The organism is Pseudomonas sp. AL03 (assembly GCF_029960815.1).
GTDB lineage: Bacteria > Pseudomonadota > Gammaproteobacteria > Pseudomonadales > Pseudomonadaceae > Aquipseudomonas.
Genome location: NZ_JASBRE010000033.1, coordinates 16,008 through 32,438 on the forward strand (window position 1 = coordinate 16,008; position 16,431 = coordinate 32,438).

Sequence of the window (16,431 nt, forward strand, 5' to 3'; positions counted from 1 at the left end):
TGCAAACCATGTTTGAAACAGAACTCGAACCCTATCAATGCCGGCTGGCCCAACATCCACTCTATGCTGCCATTCGTTCGATCGAACACGTCAGACTGTTCATGAGTCGCCATGTGTTTGCGGTATGGGACTTCATGAGCCTGGCTAAACGACTGCAACGTGATCTCACTTGCACACAAATCCCGTGGATGCCGGTGCAGCATGAGGACTGCGCCCGTCTCATCAATGAAATCATTACCGGTGAGGAGTCTGATATTGGCCTGAACGGCCAGCCTGTCAGTCATTTCCGTTTGTACCTGGATGCAATGGCTGAAGTCAGCGCGCCCACTGAGAGAATCGAGACATTCATACGTCAATTCACACACTCTTTTTCTCTACCGCAAGCCCTTAAGCAGGCCCATGTTCCGGCGTACGTTCAGACATTTGTCAAACACACCCTTAAAACGGCCCGCAAGGCCTCCACCGCCGAAGTCGCCAGCAGTTTTCTTTTTGGCCGCGAAGATCCGATACCCGACATGTTTCAGACACTACTGCGAAATTGGGGTGTCACGAATAGCCAGGCCCCCACGTTCATTCATTACCTTAATCGGCACATTGAAGTGGACAGTGGCGACCATGGGCCCGGCGCGCAAAAAATGTTGTCTCGATTAATCACCACGCCAGACATGAGGGAAAAAGCGTTGAGCGCAGCCATTGACGCTATCGAACACCGGATCAGGCTTTGGGACGGCATCTATCGCGAGATAAAAAAGTCGGACATGGGTCGATAAAAATCTCCGCGATAGTTTGTCAGTCTCATGGACAGAGAGGACCACCTCATGATCACGCGACGAAAGCCAATGGCTCCCGAGAGCACCCACTGGGACGCCAAGGCCTACCAGCAATTCTTCCGCCTTCGACAACGCCCGGTTAACGAGTTACTCGACCGCGTCGAACTCAAAAAGCCCAAGCGCATCTATGACCTGGGTTGCGGCACCGGCATCGCCACGCAATTGCTGGCCAAGCGCTGGCCCCGGGCACATTTGCAGGGCATCGACAGTTCCGAACAAATGCTGCAGGAAGCCCGGTGCCTGCCGATCAAGGCACTGTGGAAGCACTGTGATCTGCTGGACTGGCAGCCAGAACAATCGGCCGATCTGCTGTTCGCCGCCGCCGTGTTGCACTTCATCAGCGACCATGAACAACTCCTGCCGCGCCTGCTCCGTCAGCTCAACCCCGGCGGTTGTTTGGCGGCGCACATGCCCGACTGGCGAGACGCGCCGTGGTACCAATTGATGCTCGACACCCTCGGAGACGCCGGCCCCGGCGGCGCCCCCTTGGGCACCGCGCAACTGCGCCAGGGCATGGCGGCGAGACCGTTGTTGTCGCTGGAGGACTATTACCGCTTGCTGGCGCCACTCACCCATAAACTGGAGATCTGGGAGACCGAGCAATTGCAGGTCGTCGAGGGGCGTTCGCCGATCTACGACTGGGTCAAGGTTTCGGCCCTGCGGCCGGTATTGATGGCATTGAAGGATGATGAGAAAGCACGGTTTATTTACCACTACCTGATGCGCGTGCATGCGCATTACCCGCCGGAGAGTGACGGGCTTACGTTATTTCCGTTCAAGCGGATCTTTATCGTCGCGACAGTTTGACGCTGCGAATACAAACTTTGTGGGAGCGGGCTTGCTGTGCAACATAGAATCTCCCACAGGGGTGTGATGGACAGTTACTCCCGGGATTCAACCCCCAACTCATCCCACACCGACTCGGCCTGGTGGAACGTCGCGGGTCCAGATGTCGCCCCAAGCGTGGCGGGTGATCATCTCCTGGAGCTCCGAGTTGAACTCGGTCAGTACGTTCAGGCTGCGGTCGACATGGGCATCGCCGAGTATTGCACGTCGGACTTTCAGGCCTTCGTCGTAACGTTGTTTCTCGTCCACAAAAAAACCCTCAATGGCCTGACAAAAATGCCAGAACCCGTTCGCTGAACGCAGCACCGGCCTGGACGTTGGACAAGTGCGCCGCATAGAACTCGGTGTACTCGGCGCCCTGCACGTGTTCCTGAATGAAGTGCCCGCCGGACGGCGGCGTGACCGCGTCTTCGGTGCCCGTGACGACCAGCAGTGGCACCTTGATCGAGGACAGTTGACCGCGAAAGTCTGCATCGCGCACGGCGGCACAGTTCGCGGCATACCCTTCAGGCGAGGTGGCGGCCAGCATGTCAGTAATCTTCTTCGCGGCAGCAGGATTCGCTTCAGCAAAGTCCGGGGTGAACCAACGTGCAATCGACGCATCACGCAATGCAACCATGGCTGGCGGACCGTCACGCAGCACGGTTTCGATCCGCGGATTCCATACCGATGGGTCGCCGATTTTCGCCGCGGTGTTGCACACCACTAATTTATGCAGACGCTGGCCGGCGTTGATCCCCAGCCATTGACCGATCAAGCCGCCCATGGACAGACCGCAGAAATGCGCGCGCTCGATGTGCAACGCATCCAGCAGCGCCAGCACGTCATGGCCCAGTTGCTCGATGCTGTACGGACCCGGCGTCACCAACGACTTGCCGTGACCACGGGTGTCGAAACGCAGCACGCGAAAATGCTCGGTGAACGCCGCAACCTGCGCGTCCCACATGTGCAGGTCGGTCCCCAGCGAGTTGGACAGCACCAGCACCGGTGCACCTTCGGGTCCATCGAGCTGGTAATGCAGTTCGCCCTCGGCGAGTTGTACGAATGCCACGGCAGTCTCCTTCAGACAGTCAACGCAAAATGTTCAGCCACCGCTCGCTCGACCCAGGTATGGGCCCGATCGAGATAGTGAGCGGGGTCCAACAGATGATCGAGTTCAGCGTCCGACAGCTCGGCGGTCACTTGCGGCTCGTCGCCGAGTACCGCGCTGAACAAGGTCGAAAGCAGACCCGGTACTCGCGTCGCTGCACCAATCAGCACCGCCGCGCCCACCGGGTTGCGCTTGTGCGGCATGGTCGAGGAACCGCCCGTCCCCGGCGCCGCCGGTTCGAACACTTCGCCGGCTTCGGTCTGCATCAACAGACTGATGTCGCGACCGAGTTTGCCGAGGCTGCCGGCGATCAATCCAAGCACGGCGCAGTTGCAACACCAGGCCGGTGTCCATCACGTCCTGGCTGGTCGCGCCCAGATGCACATAGCGCTCGGCTTCGGCATTGTTGGCCGCGATCTGTTTACCCAGCGCCTTGACCAACGGAATAGCCGAATTGCCGGCCGTGGCAATCGCCTCGCCGAGGGCGGCGAAGTCGTAGTACCCGGCCTGACATGCCGCCTCAATAGGCGCGACAGCTGTTTGCGGAATCAACCCGACCCGCGCCTCGGCCTGGGCCAATGCCGCTTCAAAATCGAGCATGGCCTGAACCCGGCCCCGATCGCAGAACACCTCACGCATGTCCCGTGCCGTGAAGTAGGCATCGAATAATTGATTGCCCGGTCGCTCGTTCATAAACAGTCCTTGCAGGCGTGGGCCAGTCAGGCCTACGCGTAGAAATCAAAGGTCGTTGTGCAATACTTCGCCTGGCAATGCAATCTCTGTGGCGAGGGGCAAGCCCCCTCGCCACAAAAGCTCCCTGACCAGCAGAGCCTTCATCACTCAATAATCAAAGAACACCGTCTCCGCGTCGGTCCCCTGCAGAATCACATTCCGCTGATAAACACCCGAAGCATCCTGCTTCGCCAGCAAGGTGCCGCGGCGTTCGGCAGGCACGCATTCCAACAGCGGGTCTGCCGCGTTGGCCGGCTCGCCATCAAAGTAAATCCGCGTCAGCAAGTGCTTCACCAACCCGCGAGCAAACACCAGCACCCGGCCAAAGCCTTCGAAGTTCGGGTTCAGGGGTTTGTCCTGATCATTTTCGGGGTGGTCGTACTTGCCGGCGGCGTTGGCTTGCCAGATCTCCACCAGAATGCCCGGCACCGGCAAACCCTCTTCATCCAGCACGCGGCCGTGGATGATGATGCGCTCACCCAGTGGCTCGCTCTTGTGTTGGGCAGTCAGGTCGTTGTCCTTCTCCTGCACACGCTCGGCGCCGATGGTCGGACCGGTAATTTCCGACAGCGAATGGGGCAAAAACACCAACGGCCTGGACGGCGAGCGACGGTTGGCGGATTGATAGGCCGGGTGCAGGTATTCCGGCTGGGTGCCCTCTTGCGGACGGCGGTAACCAGGCTTGTCAGTCATGAAACATTCCTCAGTTCTTATTAGTCGACGCTTCTTTTTTCACAACTAAACGCGTCAGACCCGTTCGATCGCCAAGGCCAGACCCTGGCCCACGCCGACGCACATGGTTGCCAGACCTTTCTTGCCACCGGTCTTTTCCAGTTGATGCAGCGCGGTCAGTACCAGTCGGGCGCCGCTCATGCCCAACGGATGGCCCAAGGCAATGGCGCCACCGTTCGGGTTGACCTGGGCAGCGTCGTCCGCCAGTCCCAGTTCACGCAGCACCGCCAAACCCTGGCTGGCGAACGCTTCGTTGAGTTCGATCACGTCGAAATCGCTGACGGCCAGACCGAGGCGCTCGATCAATTTGCGCACCGCAGGCACCGGGCCGATGCCCATGACCCGTGGTGCGACACCGGCGCTGGACATGCCCAGCACTTTGGCGCGGGCGGTCAGACCGTGTTTCTTCACCGCATCGCCAGAGGCCAGAATCAATGCCGCCGCACCGTCGTTCACACCGGAAGCATTGCCGGCGGTGACTGTTTTGTCGGGACCGTTGACCGGTTTGAGTTTGGCCAGGGTTTCCAGCGTGGTGTCGGCGCGAGGATGTTCATCCTGACTGACGACACTTTCACCCTTCTTGTGGGCAATGCGCACTTCAACGATTTCTTCCGCAAAAAATCCTGCAGCTTGCGCGGCTGCCGTCCGTTGCTGACTGCGCAGTGCGAAAGCGTCCTGATCGGCGCGGGAAACCTCGTAATCGTCGGCCACGTTATCGGCGGTCTGCGGCATCGCATCCACGCCGTATTGGGCTTTCATCAACGGGTTGATAAAACGCCAGCCGATGGTGGTGTCTTCCAGCGTCATGTTGCGCGAGAACGCCGCATCAGCCTTGCCCATCACGAACGGTGCGCGGGACATCGACTCGACGCCGCCAGCAATCGCCAGCTCCATCTCGCCACTGGCGATGGCCCGGAAAGCGGTGCCGATGGCATCCATACCCGAGGCGCAGAGGCGATTGAGGGTCACGCCCGGAATGGTGTCCGGCAGGCCCGCCAGCAACAACGCCATGCGCGCTACGTTGCGGTTGTCTTCGCCGGCCTGGTTGGCGCAACCTAGGAACACCTCGTCCACCGCGTTCCAGTCTACCGACGGGTTGCGCGCCATCAGCGCCTTGATCGGCACGGCGGCCAGGTCGTCGGCGCGAACCGCCGACAGGCCACCGCCGAATCGGCCGATGGGGGTGCGAATCGCGTCGCAGATATAAACGTCACGCATCAGGCTTCTCCGGGTGCTTGGCCGTGGGCCGCGGCAGTGCGGGCTTCCAGATCCCTGAGTGCGGTCAGTTCGACGACCGTCGGCTCTGCGGTGTTTTCAACCGTCTCGGCAAAACGAATCGCCCAACCGGTGGCAGCGACCACTTGCTCACGGGTCACGCCTGGGTGCAGCGCGGTGACCACGAATTCATGGGTGTCGGCTTCCGGTTCCATGATGCACAGGTCGGTGATGATGCCGACTGGACCGGCGCCCGGCAGCCCGAGACGCTTGCGCGAATCACCGCCCTCGCCATGGCCAACCGAGGTAATGAAGTCGAGTTTGTCGACAAAGGAACGCGCCGACTGCTTGAGAATGATCAAAACGCTTTTGGCCGAACCGGCGATCTCCGGCGCACCACCGGCACCCGGCAGGCGGACTTTCGGCTGATGGTAGCCGCCCACCACGGTGGTGTTGATGTTGCCGAAGCGGTCGACTTGCGCGGCGCCAAGGAAACCGACGTCGATGCGCCCGCCCTGCAACCAATAGCGAAAAATCTCACCGGTCGGGACCACGGTATCGGCGGTTTCCGCCAGCTCGCCGTCACCGATAGACAGCGGCAGTACGCTGGGCTTGGCACCCATCGGACCCGATTCGTAGATCAGGACCACATCCGGTGAGGACGTCAGACGCGCCAGGTTGGCGGCTTTCGACGGCAGGCCGATACCCACGAAGCACACCGAACCGTTCTTCAAACGGCGGGCAGCGGCGACGGTCATCATTTCATTGGTCGTGTAAGTCATTACTTGGCCTCCGAAGCAGCGGCCAGCTTGGCCTGGAACTCGCTGAAGTCAGCGCAGCCGTGGATGTGCTCGTTGATCCACGCGGTGAAGGTTTCACGGTCGCGGGCAATCGGGTCCCAGGCCTGGTAGAAACGGTTATCACGCTCGTTGTAGCCGTGAGCGTAGGACGGATGCGCACCGCCAGGGACGTGGCAGACCGCGCTCAACGCCCACGTCGGCAGAACGCAGGAGTTCATCGGTGCATTGAGGTCGTCGACGATTTCTTCGACGGTAACGATGCAGCGCTTGGCGGCCAACGCCGCTTCTTTCTGCACGCCGAGAATGCCCCAGAGCAGCACGTTGCCTTTGCGGTCGGCTTTCTGCGCGTGAATCACGGTGATGTCCGGGCGCACCGAAGGCACGGCCGCCAATACTTCGCCGGTGAATGGGCAGGTAACGGCTTTAATCAGCGGATTGACCTTCGGCAGGTCGGAACCGGCGTAGGCGCGCAGCACCGCGAACGGTAGGCCGGATGCGCCAGCGACGTAGGCATTGGCCAGGTCGGCGTGGCTGTGCTCTTCGATTTCCAGCGCGTGTGGCCACTGCTTCTCGACGGCGTCACGCAGGCGGTGCAGCGAACCGACGCCCGGGTTGCCGCCCCATGAGAAAATCAGCTTGCGAGCACAACCGGCGCCGATCAACTGGTCGTAGACCAGGTCAGGCGTCATCCGCACCAGGGTCAGGTCTTTCTTGCCCTGGCGAATGATTTCGTGACCCGCCGCCGTAGGGATCAGGTGAGTGAAGCCTTCGAGCGCGACCGTATCGCCGTCGTTAACGAATTGCTTCACCGCGTCGTGCAGCGAAAGGATTTCAGCCATGGGGCAGGCTCCTGTTTTGTTATGAACCGACAGTCGAAGAAAAAGGCGCGATGCGCAGCGCCGGAATGACTGAAGAGTAAGCCTCTGAAAAACGGCAAACAATCCGATAATCGACTGAGTGTTCGTTTATCGAACAGATTGTTGTCTGGCTACCGATCTTCTGCCCCCTGGACTCAGGTCGCATCCGCATGACTGACCATGCCCTTGATCACCACCGCCGTGGTCGCCAATGCCGCTGGAATCACCCGCGCTGTCAGCACCTGCTCGAAGTTCCAGCCAAGGCCCAGTCGTGTCGCGCCCATCCAGGCACCGAGAATCGCGCCGAAGCGACCAATCCCGAGCATCCACGACACCCCGGTCGCCCACCCCTGGGTCGGATAAAACCGCGCCGCCAGTGAAGGCATCGCCGATTGCGCGCCGTTGACACACATCCCGGCCACCAGCACCAACGTCGCCAGCCACGTGATGTTGCCCAGGCTTTGCCCTACCGCGTAGGCAAACACCCCGGCGAGTAGATAGAAAATGCCAATAACCTTGTGCGGATTGAACCGATCCATCGCCCAGCCCACGCCCACCGCGCTCAATACACCACCAAACTGGAACAACGCACCAATGAACGCCGCGTTCTCCATACTCGCGCCACTGTCACGCATCAGCGTCGGCAGCCAACTGGTCAGCAGATAAACGATCACCAGCCCCATGAAGTAAGTCAGCCACAGCAACAAGGTGCCGGTGCTGTAGGTGCCGGAGAAGATCACTGCGAAAACGTTGCGGGCCTTCACGGTTTTCTGGTCCGGCACGCTGAAGCTGGAAGCCTGGGCAACGACCGTCGGGTCGATGGGCGCCAGAGTCTTGCGCACCTTGTCAGTGCCGCGATTGCGGACCACGAGGTAGCGCGCCGATTCCGGCAGCCAGAAGAACAAAACGACTGCGAGGATCAACGGCAGAATCCCGCCGATCAGCAGCAGGCTCTGCCAGCCAAAGGCCGGGATCAGCGTGGCGGAAATGAAACCGCCGCCCGCCATGCCAAGATTGAAGCCGCAGAACATGCTGGTCACCAACAGGGATTTCTTACGCTCCGGGGTGTACTCGGACAGGAGCGTCGTGGCGTTCGGCATGCCGGCGCCAAGGCCCAGACCCGTGAGAAAACGCAGTACCAGCAGCTGATCAACGTTGGTGCTGTAAGCCGAAGCCCAGGCTGAAAGCGCCGAACAACACCGCGCCCACCAGTACGACTTTTCGCCCGAAGCGGTCAGCCAACGGGCCAGAACCCAGTGCGCCGAAGACCATGCCGATCAGCGCAGCGCTCATCACCGGCCCAAGGCTGGCGCGGTCGATACCCCAATCCTGAGACAGGGTGGGCGCGATGGAGCCCATGGCCGCGGTGTCGAGGCCATCGAGGAAAACAATCAGGAAACACAGGATGACCACTCGCCACTGGTAGCGCGAAATGGGTTGAGCAGGCGCTGCCGCGACATTAGTGATCTTGGGGAAAGAGCGTCAATTCGATAAACGCGACTCTGGGCGTTTATCGAACAACTTAGTGGACGGTTCAGGCGAAGAGTTGTGCGCTAAGGTCGCGGCTGGCGCTCAGAAGGCCCGGAAGAAAGCGCTGCTCCAGCTCGTTGCGGCTGACCCGGCCAGCGTGGGTACTGACGTTCAGCGCTGCGACCACTTGACCGGAAGCGTCGTACACGGGAACGGCAATCGAGCGCAGGCCCTGTTCCAGTTCCTGATCGACGATGCACCAGCCTTGTTGCCGCACCTCTTGCAGGCATTCGAGCAACGCCTCGGGGGTGTGCAGGGTTCGGCTGGTCTTGGCTTGCAGCTCTGCATGATCGAGGTACTCGCGCAGTGACGTATCGTCCAGCGCCGCGAGAAGAATCCGACCCATCGAAGTGCAATAGGCGGGCAGGCGTCCTCCCACCGACAGGTCGACGGAAATCAATCGCTGAGTGGTGGCCGAACGAGCGATGTACAAGATGTCATCGCCTTCCAGAGTGGCCATGTTGCAGGCTTCATGGAGTTGCTCGCTCATGCGGTCCAGGTAGGGCTGGGCAGAAACCGCCAGCGGAGTCGAAGACACATAGGCATGGCCGAGCGTCAGCACTTTGGGTAACAGCGAATAGGTGCGGCCGTCGGTGGTGGCGTAGCCGAGTTTGATCAGCGTGTGCAGGCAACGTCGCACAGCGGCGCGGGGAATTTCGGTACGGTGGCTGATCTGGGCAATGGTGAGGTGACGTTTGCGTTCCTGGAATGCTTGCACCACGGCCAGGCCTCGGGCGAGGGACGTCATGAAATCGGGGTCGCCGGTCAGTGCCTGGATCCGCTTGGCGGGCGAGGCAACGATCGGCGGCGCCACTGAAGCGAAGGCATTGCGCATTTGATCGTTCATATAAGGTCCTTTTCCCGCACTGATCAGCGGCTATTACAAGCGGCAGCCGGCCTCTCACACAAGCCCTAGCAACCAAGACTGTTCGATTATCGAACCATCGACCGATAATCGCAATCGACTATCATCTGGGCCAACCGACTATTGAACGGGTGTGCACCCCCTATTACCTATCTTTACACTGGCTCGGCCGCAGACTAAAAAGGGGTCGATGTAATTACCGTAACTTATTCGACTGAATGGCGTCAGAAAAACATCACTGTAAAGTCGGCGACGCGGAACGACCTAGTTAGCCGTAAAAGTTGCGAGTACCCAAACAATCACACATCAAGACCTACTTTTAACTCTTTGGCGATAGTGTTCTTCGAATCGACCGCTATAATGCAAATCAGTGGCGACCGGTTTTTAATTGCCGATTCGCCTCCTGGTAGCGCGATGTTCCATTGCCGCTGCCCGCAGCAAGCGCCTGACGCTCATTTATAGTTCGCCAAAGCGTTCGCTGAAACAGGAAACTGATGCTACGTCAGCTGTTTATCTCTGGTGCCGTGGCCGCCTGCAACATGGAAGTACTGATCACAATGCCGTAAAAACGATGCCTTCACCGGCCTTGTCCTTTCGGCGAGCGTGGTCAATACGTTTGATGTAGCGCGTTTCACCAGAATTAATCTCAACTCAATCAGGTAGCACTGTGACGAAAGACGAACTGCGCGCGGAACTTGAGCGCCAGGAACAACGTTACAAGGAAGTTTACGGCGGGGAAGTCACCACCTACGCCGCTCAGCCCGAACCAGAGCGCAAACCCTGGCGTAAACGCGCCACCGTTCAGGATCAGGCTTTCACTCAGGAATTGCAGAAAATGGAAAAGGAACTCAAGGCCGAAGAGCCATAACGGCCTTGGCCTGAGTTCTTTCAAGGGTCTGCGTCTGCACCCGTTAAAAGCGGGATGTATCGATGATGCCTTTCGCGCCCGCTATGAGCGGGCAGCGGCCACCTCACCTGTCGGATGAGGCAAATGGCTCGTGTCTGGCCCTCTTTTCAGATATTTCGCACAAGCGTACAAGCCTCTTCTCCCTACGAGAGGAATCCTTGTGGGTGCGGCCTTTTCAAAGATTTCAATGACTTGCAAAACCCCGTAAAAACCTGGGGCTTAGGCTGTCGTCACAAACTAATTCATTGAAGAATGTTACCGATGAGCACCTTGTGCATCGATTAGCAGTCTTTTCTGGCATAATCGCGCCCCCTTACGACCGGGTCAGAAAACCTTCATGATCGATTTATTCAGCGGACTGGATGCTTGGGTGCTTGTGAGCCTCTTGCTCGCCCTGGCCTTTGTCCTTGCCTTCGAGTTCATCAACGGCTTTCATGACACCGCTAACGCGGTGGCCACTGTTATCTACACCAAAGCCATGCCGCCCCATCTGGCGGTGTTCTTTTCCGGTGTGTTCAACTTTCTCGGCGTGCTGCTGGGCGGTGTCGGCGTGGCCTATGCCATCGTCCACTTGCTGCCGGTAGAGCTGCTGATCAATGTGAACACCGGTCACGGGCTGGCCATGGTGTTCTCGCTGCTCGCCGCCGCTATCACCTGGAACCTGGGCACCTGGTACTTCGGTATCCCGGCTTCCAGCTCCCATACGCTGATCGGGTCGATCCTCGGTGTCGGACTGGCCAACGCCTTGATCAACGATATTCCGTTGGCTGATGGCGTGAACTGGCAGAAAGCGATCGATATCGGTGCGTCCCTGGTGTTCTCGCCAATGGCCGGTTTCCTGGTCGCTGCCCTGATATTGATCGGCCTTAAATGGTGGCGTCCACTGTCGAAGATGCACAAGACACCGGAACAGCGCCGCAAGATCGACGACAAGAAACACCCGCCGTTCTGGAACCGCCTGGTGCTGGTCATTTCGGCAATGGCCGTAAGCTTTGTGCACGGCTCCAACGATGGTCAGAAAGGTATCGGCCTGATCATGCTGGTGCTGATCGGTATCGTTCCGGCGCAGTTCGTACTTGACCTGGGCAGCACCACCTACCAGATCGAACGGACCCGCGATGCGACCTTGCACCTGAGTCAGTTCTACAAGCGCAATGCCGCAACGCTGGGTGACTACCTGGCCCTGGGCAAAAGCGTGGAAGGCGATCTGCCGGAGAAATTCCGTTGCAACCCGCAACAGACCGAACCGACCATCACCGCCCTGCTCGGCACCCTTAAAGGTGTAGCCGACTACCACTCGCTACCGTCGGAAAGCCGCATCGAAGTGCGTCGTTATCTGCTCTGCCTGGACGACACGGCGAAGAAAGTCGGCAAGCTGCCAGGCCTCGATGCCCGTGAAAAGGCTGACCTGAACAAGCTGCGCAAAGACCTGACCACCACCACCGAATACGCCCCGTTCTGGGTGATTCTGGCGGTCGCACTGGCCCTCGGCCTGGGTACCATGGTCGGCTGGAAACGCGTGGTACTGACCATCGGCGAGAAGATCGGCAAGCAGGGCATGACTTACTCCCAAGGCATGTCGGCACAGATTACGACCGCGACCCTGATCGGCATGGCCAACATCTTCAGCCTGCCGGTGTCCACCACCCACGTTCTGTCATCAGGCGTGGCTGGCACCATGGTTGCCAACAAAAGCGGCCTGCAAGGCGGCACCGTCAGAACCATCCTGCTGGCCTGGGTCCTGACCCTGCCAGCCACAGTGGCCTTGTCAGCCGGCCTGTTCTGGCTGGCATCGAAGGCACTGGGCAGCTGATACATAGCCGCACAAAAAAGGCGCGCTCCGTAAGGTTCGCGCCTTTTTTATGGCTGCTGGAAAGTTGATCGTTCCCACTGCGTGGGTACGATCAGGCAAATCGCACGCAAAAAAAAAGGGCAACCGAAGTTGCCCAAAATGCCTTGCGTGCTCATTGCTTCCAGAAAGACCTACGGCTTGCGCTTATGCGAATCCTTCCAGATAAAAAATCCAAACCCTGCAAAAAACATAACCATGAGGCCGACAGTCAGCACTCCGGCGATCACCACGTTGTCGAAAAACATGACTGGCCTCCTGCGGTTGCCTTGTTGCGATAGGGCTAAGTTAACCAATCAGGCAGGAGAAAAAATTGACCGGGATCAATGTCGCCCGAGACTGGGCGTAAAGGAGGGGGAATAACTGACCTGCATCAACCAATGCAGGGTGTTTCAACGCTTTTTCGGTTTGTTCTTCGGCTTCTTCTTCGCTTTACCCAACGGCAGGGCTTGCTCGAACGCCTGGCGGACTTCGTTCAGGCGCTTTTCATTAAGGTCATGAACCCGCTTGGCGCGTTCGGAGTTGAGGTCGATCAGCTTGTCGTCTTGGCTCATGGTGCTCAGTGCATCGCGTGTAGTGAAATTCAGCTGCCGTATCGTCAGGCAAGGATATGCCAATAATGCGGTCTGATGGCAGCGCTGACCAGCCACCACCTCAAATCTGGATATCGACCCACAAACCCTGCCGAGGCTGATCTTCCATCAATGGCGCCACCGGCACGGTATTGTCGGCGTTGAGCTCGTCCCCGGGAATCGCCAGGTGTTCTTCGGGATCTTCATCGGCTTCACGGCGACGTCGGTCACGTTCCTGCTGCCGGCGCTGCTCCTCGCGTAGCTGCACGCCCGCTTCTTCGGGGTCGCGCTTTTGCAGGTCGATAGTGCTTTCGTTGGAGCTTTCCTGCACCGGCACCACGGGTGGAATATCCGGCCGCTGGCGAATCGGATCCTGCTGTGAGGTGATCGGCACGGCACTCAAGGGGAGCATCGGTGGCAGCATAATTATTAGTCTCCTGTCAGCAAGCTGTCGGCTGCGGGGATGGTGACTTGAGCCATCGGTCGCAAATTGTGACCCGGCTCGCACTGTAGGTGCTGCCGCCAGCCGCGATCTTTCATCGGACAACGCAGAACTCAAGTGTTCCCGAAGATCAAAAGATCGTCCGACATCGGCAGCGCCTACGCACGTAAACCTTTGGTCTGCAGGCCCGATTCCGTTAAGATAGCCCGCTTTTTCAAGGTGGGAGTCAGGCAGCATGGCGCAGCAGTATCAACCGGGGCAACGCTGGATCAGTGACAGCGAAGCCGAGCTGGGTTTAGGCACCGTTCTGGCACAGGACGGCCGCTTGTTGACCGTGCTCTATCCGGCCACTGGCGAAACTCGCCAGTACGCGCTACGGAATGCGCCCCTCACCCGCGTGCGATTTTCGCCGGGTGACTCCATCACTCACTTCGAAGGCTGGAAACTAACCGTCCAGGAAGTCGACGATGTCGATGGCCTGTTGGTCTACCACGGCCTCAACGCTCAAAACGAAGTGGTCACCCTGCCGGAAACCCAGCTGTCGAACTTCATTCAGTTCCGTCTGGCCAGCGACCGTTTGTTCGCCGGGCAGATCGATCCGCTGGCCTGGTTCTCCCTGCGTTACAACACCCTGGAACACACCAGCCGTCAATTGCAATCCTCCCTTTGGGGCCTGGGTGGCGTGCGTGCGCAACCGATCGCGCACCAATTGCACATCGCCCGTGAAGTCGCCGACCGCATCGCGCCGCGGGTTCTGCTGGCGGACGAAGTGGGCCTGGGTAAAACCATCGAAGCCGGCCTGATCATCCATCGCCAACTGCTCTCGGGCCGCGCCAACCGAGTGCTGATCCTGGTTCCGGAGAACCTTCAGCACCAGTGGCTGGTCGAGATGCGCCGCCGCTTCAACCTGCAAGTCGCGCTGTTCGACGAAGAACGCTTCATCGAAAGCGATGCCGCCAACCCATTCGAAGACACCCAGCTCGCGCTGGTTGCACTCGAGTGGCTGGTGGACGACGAGAAGGCTCAGGACGCGCTGTTCGCGGCAGGTTGGGACATGATGGTCGTCGACGAAGCGCACCACTTGGTGTGGCACGAAGAAAAGGCCAGTCCGGAATACTCGCTGGTCGAGCAACTCGCCGAAGTCATTCCCGGCGTGCTGCTGCTGACCGCGACCCCGGAACAACTGGGCCAGGACAGCCACTTCGCGCGTCTGCGCCTGCTTGACCCTAACCGTTTCCATGACCTGCACGCCTTCCGTGCCGAGAGTGAAAACTATCGCCCGGTGGCCGAAGCCGTCCAGGAGCTGCTGGACAAGGGGCGCCTGTCGCCTGAAGCGCACAAAACCATTCACGGTTTCCTCGGCAACGAAGGCGAAGCCCTGCTAGCGGCGGTTAACGATGGCGATATCGAAGCCAGCGCCCGCCTGGTCCGCGAACTGCTGGACCGCCACGGCACCGGCCGCGTGCTGTTCCGTAACACCCGCGCCGCCGTGCAGGGTTTTCCGGAGCGCAAACTGCACCCGTACCCGCTACCGTGCCCCGACGAATACCTCGAACTGCCATTGGGCGATCACGCCGAGCTGTACCCGGAAGTCAGCTTCCAGGCCCAGCCAGACGCCAACGAAGAAGAGCGCTGGTGGAAATTCGACCCCCGCGTCGAGTGGCTGATCGACACACTGAAGATGCTCAAGCGCACCAAAGTGCTGGTGATCTGCGCCCACGCCGAAACCGCCATGGACCTGGAAGACGCCCTGCGCGTGCGTTCCGGCATCCCGGCCACGGTCTTCCACGAAGGCATGAACATCCTCGAGCGTGACCGCGCCGCTGCCTACTTCGCCGACGAAGAGTTTGGCGCACAAGTGCTGATCTGCTCGGAAATCGGCAGTGAAGGTCGCAACTTCCAGTTCTCGCACCACTTGGTGCTGTTCGATCTGCCGTCGCACCCGGACCTGCTGGAGCAGCGTATCGGTCGTCTGGACCGGATCGGCCAGAAGCACATCATTGAAGTGCACGTGCCGTACCTGGAAACCAGCCCGCAAGAGCGCCTGTTCCAGTGGTACCACGAAGCATTGAATGCATTCCTCAATACCTGCCCGACCGGCAACGCCTTGCAGCACCAGTTCGGCCCGCGCCTGCTGCCGTTGCTGGAAAACGCCGACGACGGCGAGTGGCAAGCGCTGATCGACGAAGCCCGCGCCGAGCGCGAGCGCCTGGAAGGCGAGTTGCACAGCGGCCGAGACCGCTTGCTGGAACTCAACTCCGGCGGCGCGGGTGAAGGTGATGCGCTGGTCGAGGACATCCTCGAGCAAGACGACCAGTTCGCCCTGCCGATCTACATGGAAACCCTGTTCGACGCGTTCGGCATCGACAGCGAAGACCACTCGGAAAACGCACTGATCCTCAAGCCGAGCGAAAAAATGCTCGATGCCAGCTTCCCGCTGGGCGACGACGAAGGCGTGACCATCACTTACGACCGCAACCAGGCGCTGTCTCGCGAAGACATGCAGTTCATCACCTGGGAGCACCCGATGGTTCAAGGCGGCATGGACCTGGTCTTGTCCGGTTCCATGGGCAACACCGCCGTGGCGCTGATCAAGAACAAGGCGCTGAAACCTGGCACCGTGTTGCTGGAACTGCTCTACGTCAGCGAAGTGGTTGCCCCGCGCTCGCTGCAACTGGGCCGTTACTTGCCGCCGGCGGCCCTGCGCTGCCTGCTCGATGCCAATGGCAACGACCTGTCGACCCGGGTCTCGTTCGAAACCCTCAACGATCAGCTGGAAAGCGTACCCCGCGCCAGCGCCAACAAGTTCATCCAGGCTCAGCGCGATCAGCTGACGCCACGGATCAACGCCGGCGAAGAGAAGATCTTCCCGCGTCACGCCGAGCGCGTGGCTGAGGCGCAACGTCGTCTGGCCGCCGACACCGACGAAGAACTGGCGCGCCTGACCGCTTTGCAAGCGGTCAACCCGACGGTGCGCGACAGCGAACTGGTTGCCCTGCGCAAACAGCGCGAGCAAGGGCTGGCCATGCTTGATAAGGCTGCGTTGCGACTGGAAGCGATTCGGGTGTTGGTGGCGGGATAACCCCTCCTCTACACCGCTAAAATAAAGAAGGCCCGCAGCGATGCGGGCCTTTTTTTATCCACTCGTTCCCACGCTCCACGTT

14 protein-coding genes and 3 pseudogenes are annotated in these 16,431 nt (G+C 59.7%); 5 read left to right on the forward strand and 12 right to left on the reverse strand.

All coding sequences use genetic code 11. The annotated features are described in order from the left end of the window. The first annotated feature begins 8 nt into the window (after positions 1–8). Complete coding sequence (locus tag QK293_RS23690; protein ID WP_282381700.1) at positions 9–770, forward strand: DUF3050 domain-containing protein; 762 nt, start codon at positions 9–11, stop codon at positions 768–770. A gap of 48 nt (positions 771–818) precedes the next feature. After that, positions 819–1,637, forward strand: a complete 819-nt coding sequence (locus tag QK293_RS23695) for a methyltransferase domain-containing protein (RefSeq protein WP_282381702.1) — start codon at positions 819–821, stop codon at positions 1,635–1,637. Between the two features lie 74 nt (positions 1,638–1,711). Here the strand turns inward: QK293_RS23695 and QK293_RS23700 are convergent. The 9 genes and pseudogenes from QK293_RS23700 to pcaR all read right to left on the reverse strand — a co-directional run bounded on the left by QK293_RS23700 (position 1,712) and on the right by pcaR (position 9,479). Then, positions 1,712–1,925, reverse strand: a pseudogene (locus QK293_RS23700) (hypothetical protein). A 10-nt stretch (positions 1,926–1,935) separates the two neighbouring features. Next, positions 1,936–2,727, reverse strand: a complete 792-nt coding sequence (gene pcaD / locus QK293_RS23705) for a 3-oxoadipate enol-lactonase (protein ID WP_282381704.1) — start codon at positions 2,725–2,727, stop codon at positions 1,936–1,938. 11 nt (positions 2,728–2,738) lie between these two features. Beyond that, positions 2,739–3,459 (reverse strand): annotated as a pseudogene (locus QK293_RS23710) (lyase family protein). A 147-nt stretch (positions 3,460–3,606) separates the two neighbouring features. Next, complete coding sequence (locus QK293_RS23715; RefSeq protein ID WP_282381706.1) at positions 3,607–4,191, reverse strand: protocatechuate 3,4-dioxygenase subunit beta; 585 nt, start codon at positions 4,189–4,191, stop codon at positions 3,607–3,609. Between the two features lie 54 nt (positions 4,192–4,245). Then, complete coding sequence (pcaF, locus tag QK293_RS23720; RefSeq protein WP_282381756.1) at positions 4,246–5,451, reverse strand: 3-oxoadipyl-CoA thiolase; 1,206 nt, start codon at positions 5,449–5,451, stop codon at positions 4,246–4,248. Continuing rightward, entirely contained in the window at positions 5,448–6,227 is a 780-nt protein-coding gene (locus QK293_RS23725; RefSeq protein WP_282381708.1) for a CoA-transferase subunit beta, read from the reverse strand. The genes pcaF and QK293_RS23725 overlap by 4 nt, the downstream gene beginning before the upstream one ends. Beyond that, positions 6,227–7,084 carry a CoA transferase subunit A gene (locus QK293_RS23730; protein WP_282381709.1) on the reverse strand — a complete coding sequence of 286 codons (858 nt, stop codon included), beginning with the start codon at positions 7,082–7,084 and terminating at the stop codon, positions 6,227–6,229. The genes QK293_RS23725 and QK293_RS23730 overlap by 1 nt, the downstream gene beginning before the upstream one ends. 173 nt (positions 7,085–7,257) lie before the next feature. Further along, a pseudogene (locus QK293_RS23735) lies at positions 7,258–8,569 on the reverse strand (MFS transporter). 67 nt (positions 8,570–8,636) lie between these two features. Next, a complete protein-coding gene (gene pcaR / locus QK293_RS23740) occupies positions 8,637–9,479 on the reverse strand; it encodes a pca regulon transcriptional regulator PcaR (RefSeq protein ID WP_282381711.1) in 843 nt (280 codons plus the stop codon). A 685-nt stretch (positions 9,480–10,164) separates the two neighbouring features. Between pcaR and QK293_RS23745 the strand changes: the two genes are divergently transcribed. Both QK293_RS23745 and QK293_RS23750 read left to right on the forward strand, forming a co-directional pair. Then, entirely contained in the window at positions 10,165–10,365 is a 201-nt protein-coding gene (locus tag QK293_RS23745) for a hypothetical protein (protein WP_007935837.1), read from the forward strand. A 376-nt stretch (positions 10,366–10,741) separates the two neighbouring features. Beyond that, on the forward strand, positions 10,742–12,217 hold the full coding sequence (locus QK293_RS23750) for an inorganic phosphate transporter (RefSeq protein WP_282381712.1): 1,476 nt from the start codon (positions 10,742–10,744) through the stop codon (positions 12,215–12,217). Positions 12,218–12,387: 170 nt separating this feature from the next. On the opposite strand, the gene ccoM is transcribed toward QK293_RS23750, so the two are convergent. The 3 genes from ccoM to QK293_RS23765 form a co-directional block, all read right to left on the reverse strand. Continuing rightward, positions 12,388–12,501 carry a cytochrome c oxidase subunit CcoM gene (gene ccoM / locus QK293_RS23755; protein WP_282381713.1) on the reverse strand — a complete coding sequence of 38 codons (114 nt, stop codon included), beginning with the start codon at positions 12,499–12,501 and terminating at the stop codon, positions 12,388–12,390. A 144-nt stretch (positions 12,502–12,645) separates the two neighbouring features. Then, positions 12,646–12,807: a hypothetical protein gene (locus QK293_RS23760; protein ID WP_262162692.1), complete on the reverse strand. Its 162-nt coding sequence runs from the start codon at positions 12,805–12,807 to the stop codon at positions 12,646–12,648. A gap of 100 nt (positions 12,808–12,907) precedes the next feature. Then, positions 12,908–13,249, reverse strand: a complete 342-nt coding sequence (locus tag QK293_RS23765) for an aspartate-semialdehyde dehydrogenase (RefSeq protein ID WP_282381716.1) — start codon at positions 13,247–13,249, stop codon at positions 12,908–12,910. A 253-nt stretch (positions 13,250–13,502) separates the two neighbouring features. On the opposite strand from QK293_RS23765, the gene rapA reads away from it, so the two are divergent. Next, positions 13,503–16,349, forward strand: a complete 2,847-nt coding sequence (gene rapA / locus QK293_RS23770) for an RNA polymerase-associated protein RapA (protein ID WP_282381718.1) — start codon at positions 13,503–13,505, stop codon at positions 16,347–16,349. The last annotated feature ends 82 nt before the right edge of the window (positions 16,350–16,431 follow it).

Excerpts from the sequence above, each read along its gene's own strand:
- QK293_RS23690 (WP_282381700.1), top strand. The coding sequence starts at position 9 with ATGTTTGAAACAGAACTCGAACCCTATCAATGCCGGCTGGCCCAACAT.
- QK293_RS23695 (WP_282381702.1), top strand. The coding sequence starts at position 819 with ATGATCACGCGACGAAAGCCAATGGCTCCCGAGAGCACCCACTGGGAC.
- QK293_RS23715 (WP_282381706.1), bottom strand. The coding sequence starts at position 4,191 with ATGACTGACAAGCCTGGTTACCGCCGTCCGCAAGAGGGCACCCAGCCG.
- QK293_RS23725 (WP_282381708.1), bottom strand. The coding sequence starts at position 6,227 with ATGACTTACACGACCAATGAAATGATGACCGTCGCCGCTGCCCGCCGT.
- QK293_RS23730 (WP_282381709.1), bottom strand. The coding sequence starts at position 7,084 with ATGGCTGAAATCCTTTCGCTGCACGACGCGGTGAAGCAATTCGTTAAC.
- pcaR (WP_282381711.1), bottom strand. The coding sequence starts at position 9,479 with ATGAACGATCAAATGCGCAATGCCTTCGCTTCAGTGGCGCCGCCGATC.
- QK293_RS23750 (WP_282381712.1), top strand. The coding sequence starts at position 10,742 with ATGATCGATTTATTCAGCGGACTGGATGCTTGGGTGCTTGTGAGCCTC.
- ccoM (WP_282381713.1), bottom strand. The coding sequence starts at position 12,501 with ATGTTTTTCGACAACGTGGTGATCGCCGGAGTGCTGACTGTCGGCCTC.
- QK293_RS23760 (WP_262162692.1), bottom strand. The coding sequence starts at position 12,807 with ATGAGCCAAGACGACAAGCTGATCGACCTCAACTCCGAACGCGCCAAG.
- QK293_RS23765 (WP_282381716.1), bottom strand. The coding sequence starts at position 13,249 with ATGCTGCCACCGATGCTCCCCTTGAGTGCCGTGCCGATCACCTCACAG.
- rapA (WP_282381718.1), top strand. The coding sequence starts at position 13,503 with ATGGCGCAGCAGTATCAACCGGGGCAACGCTGGATCAGTGACAGCGAA.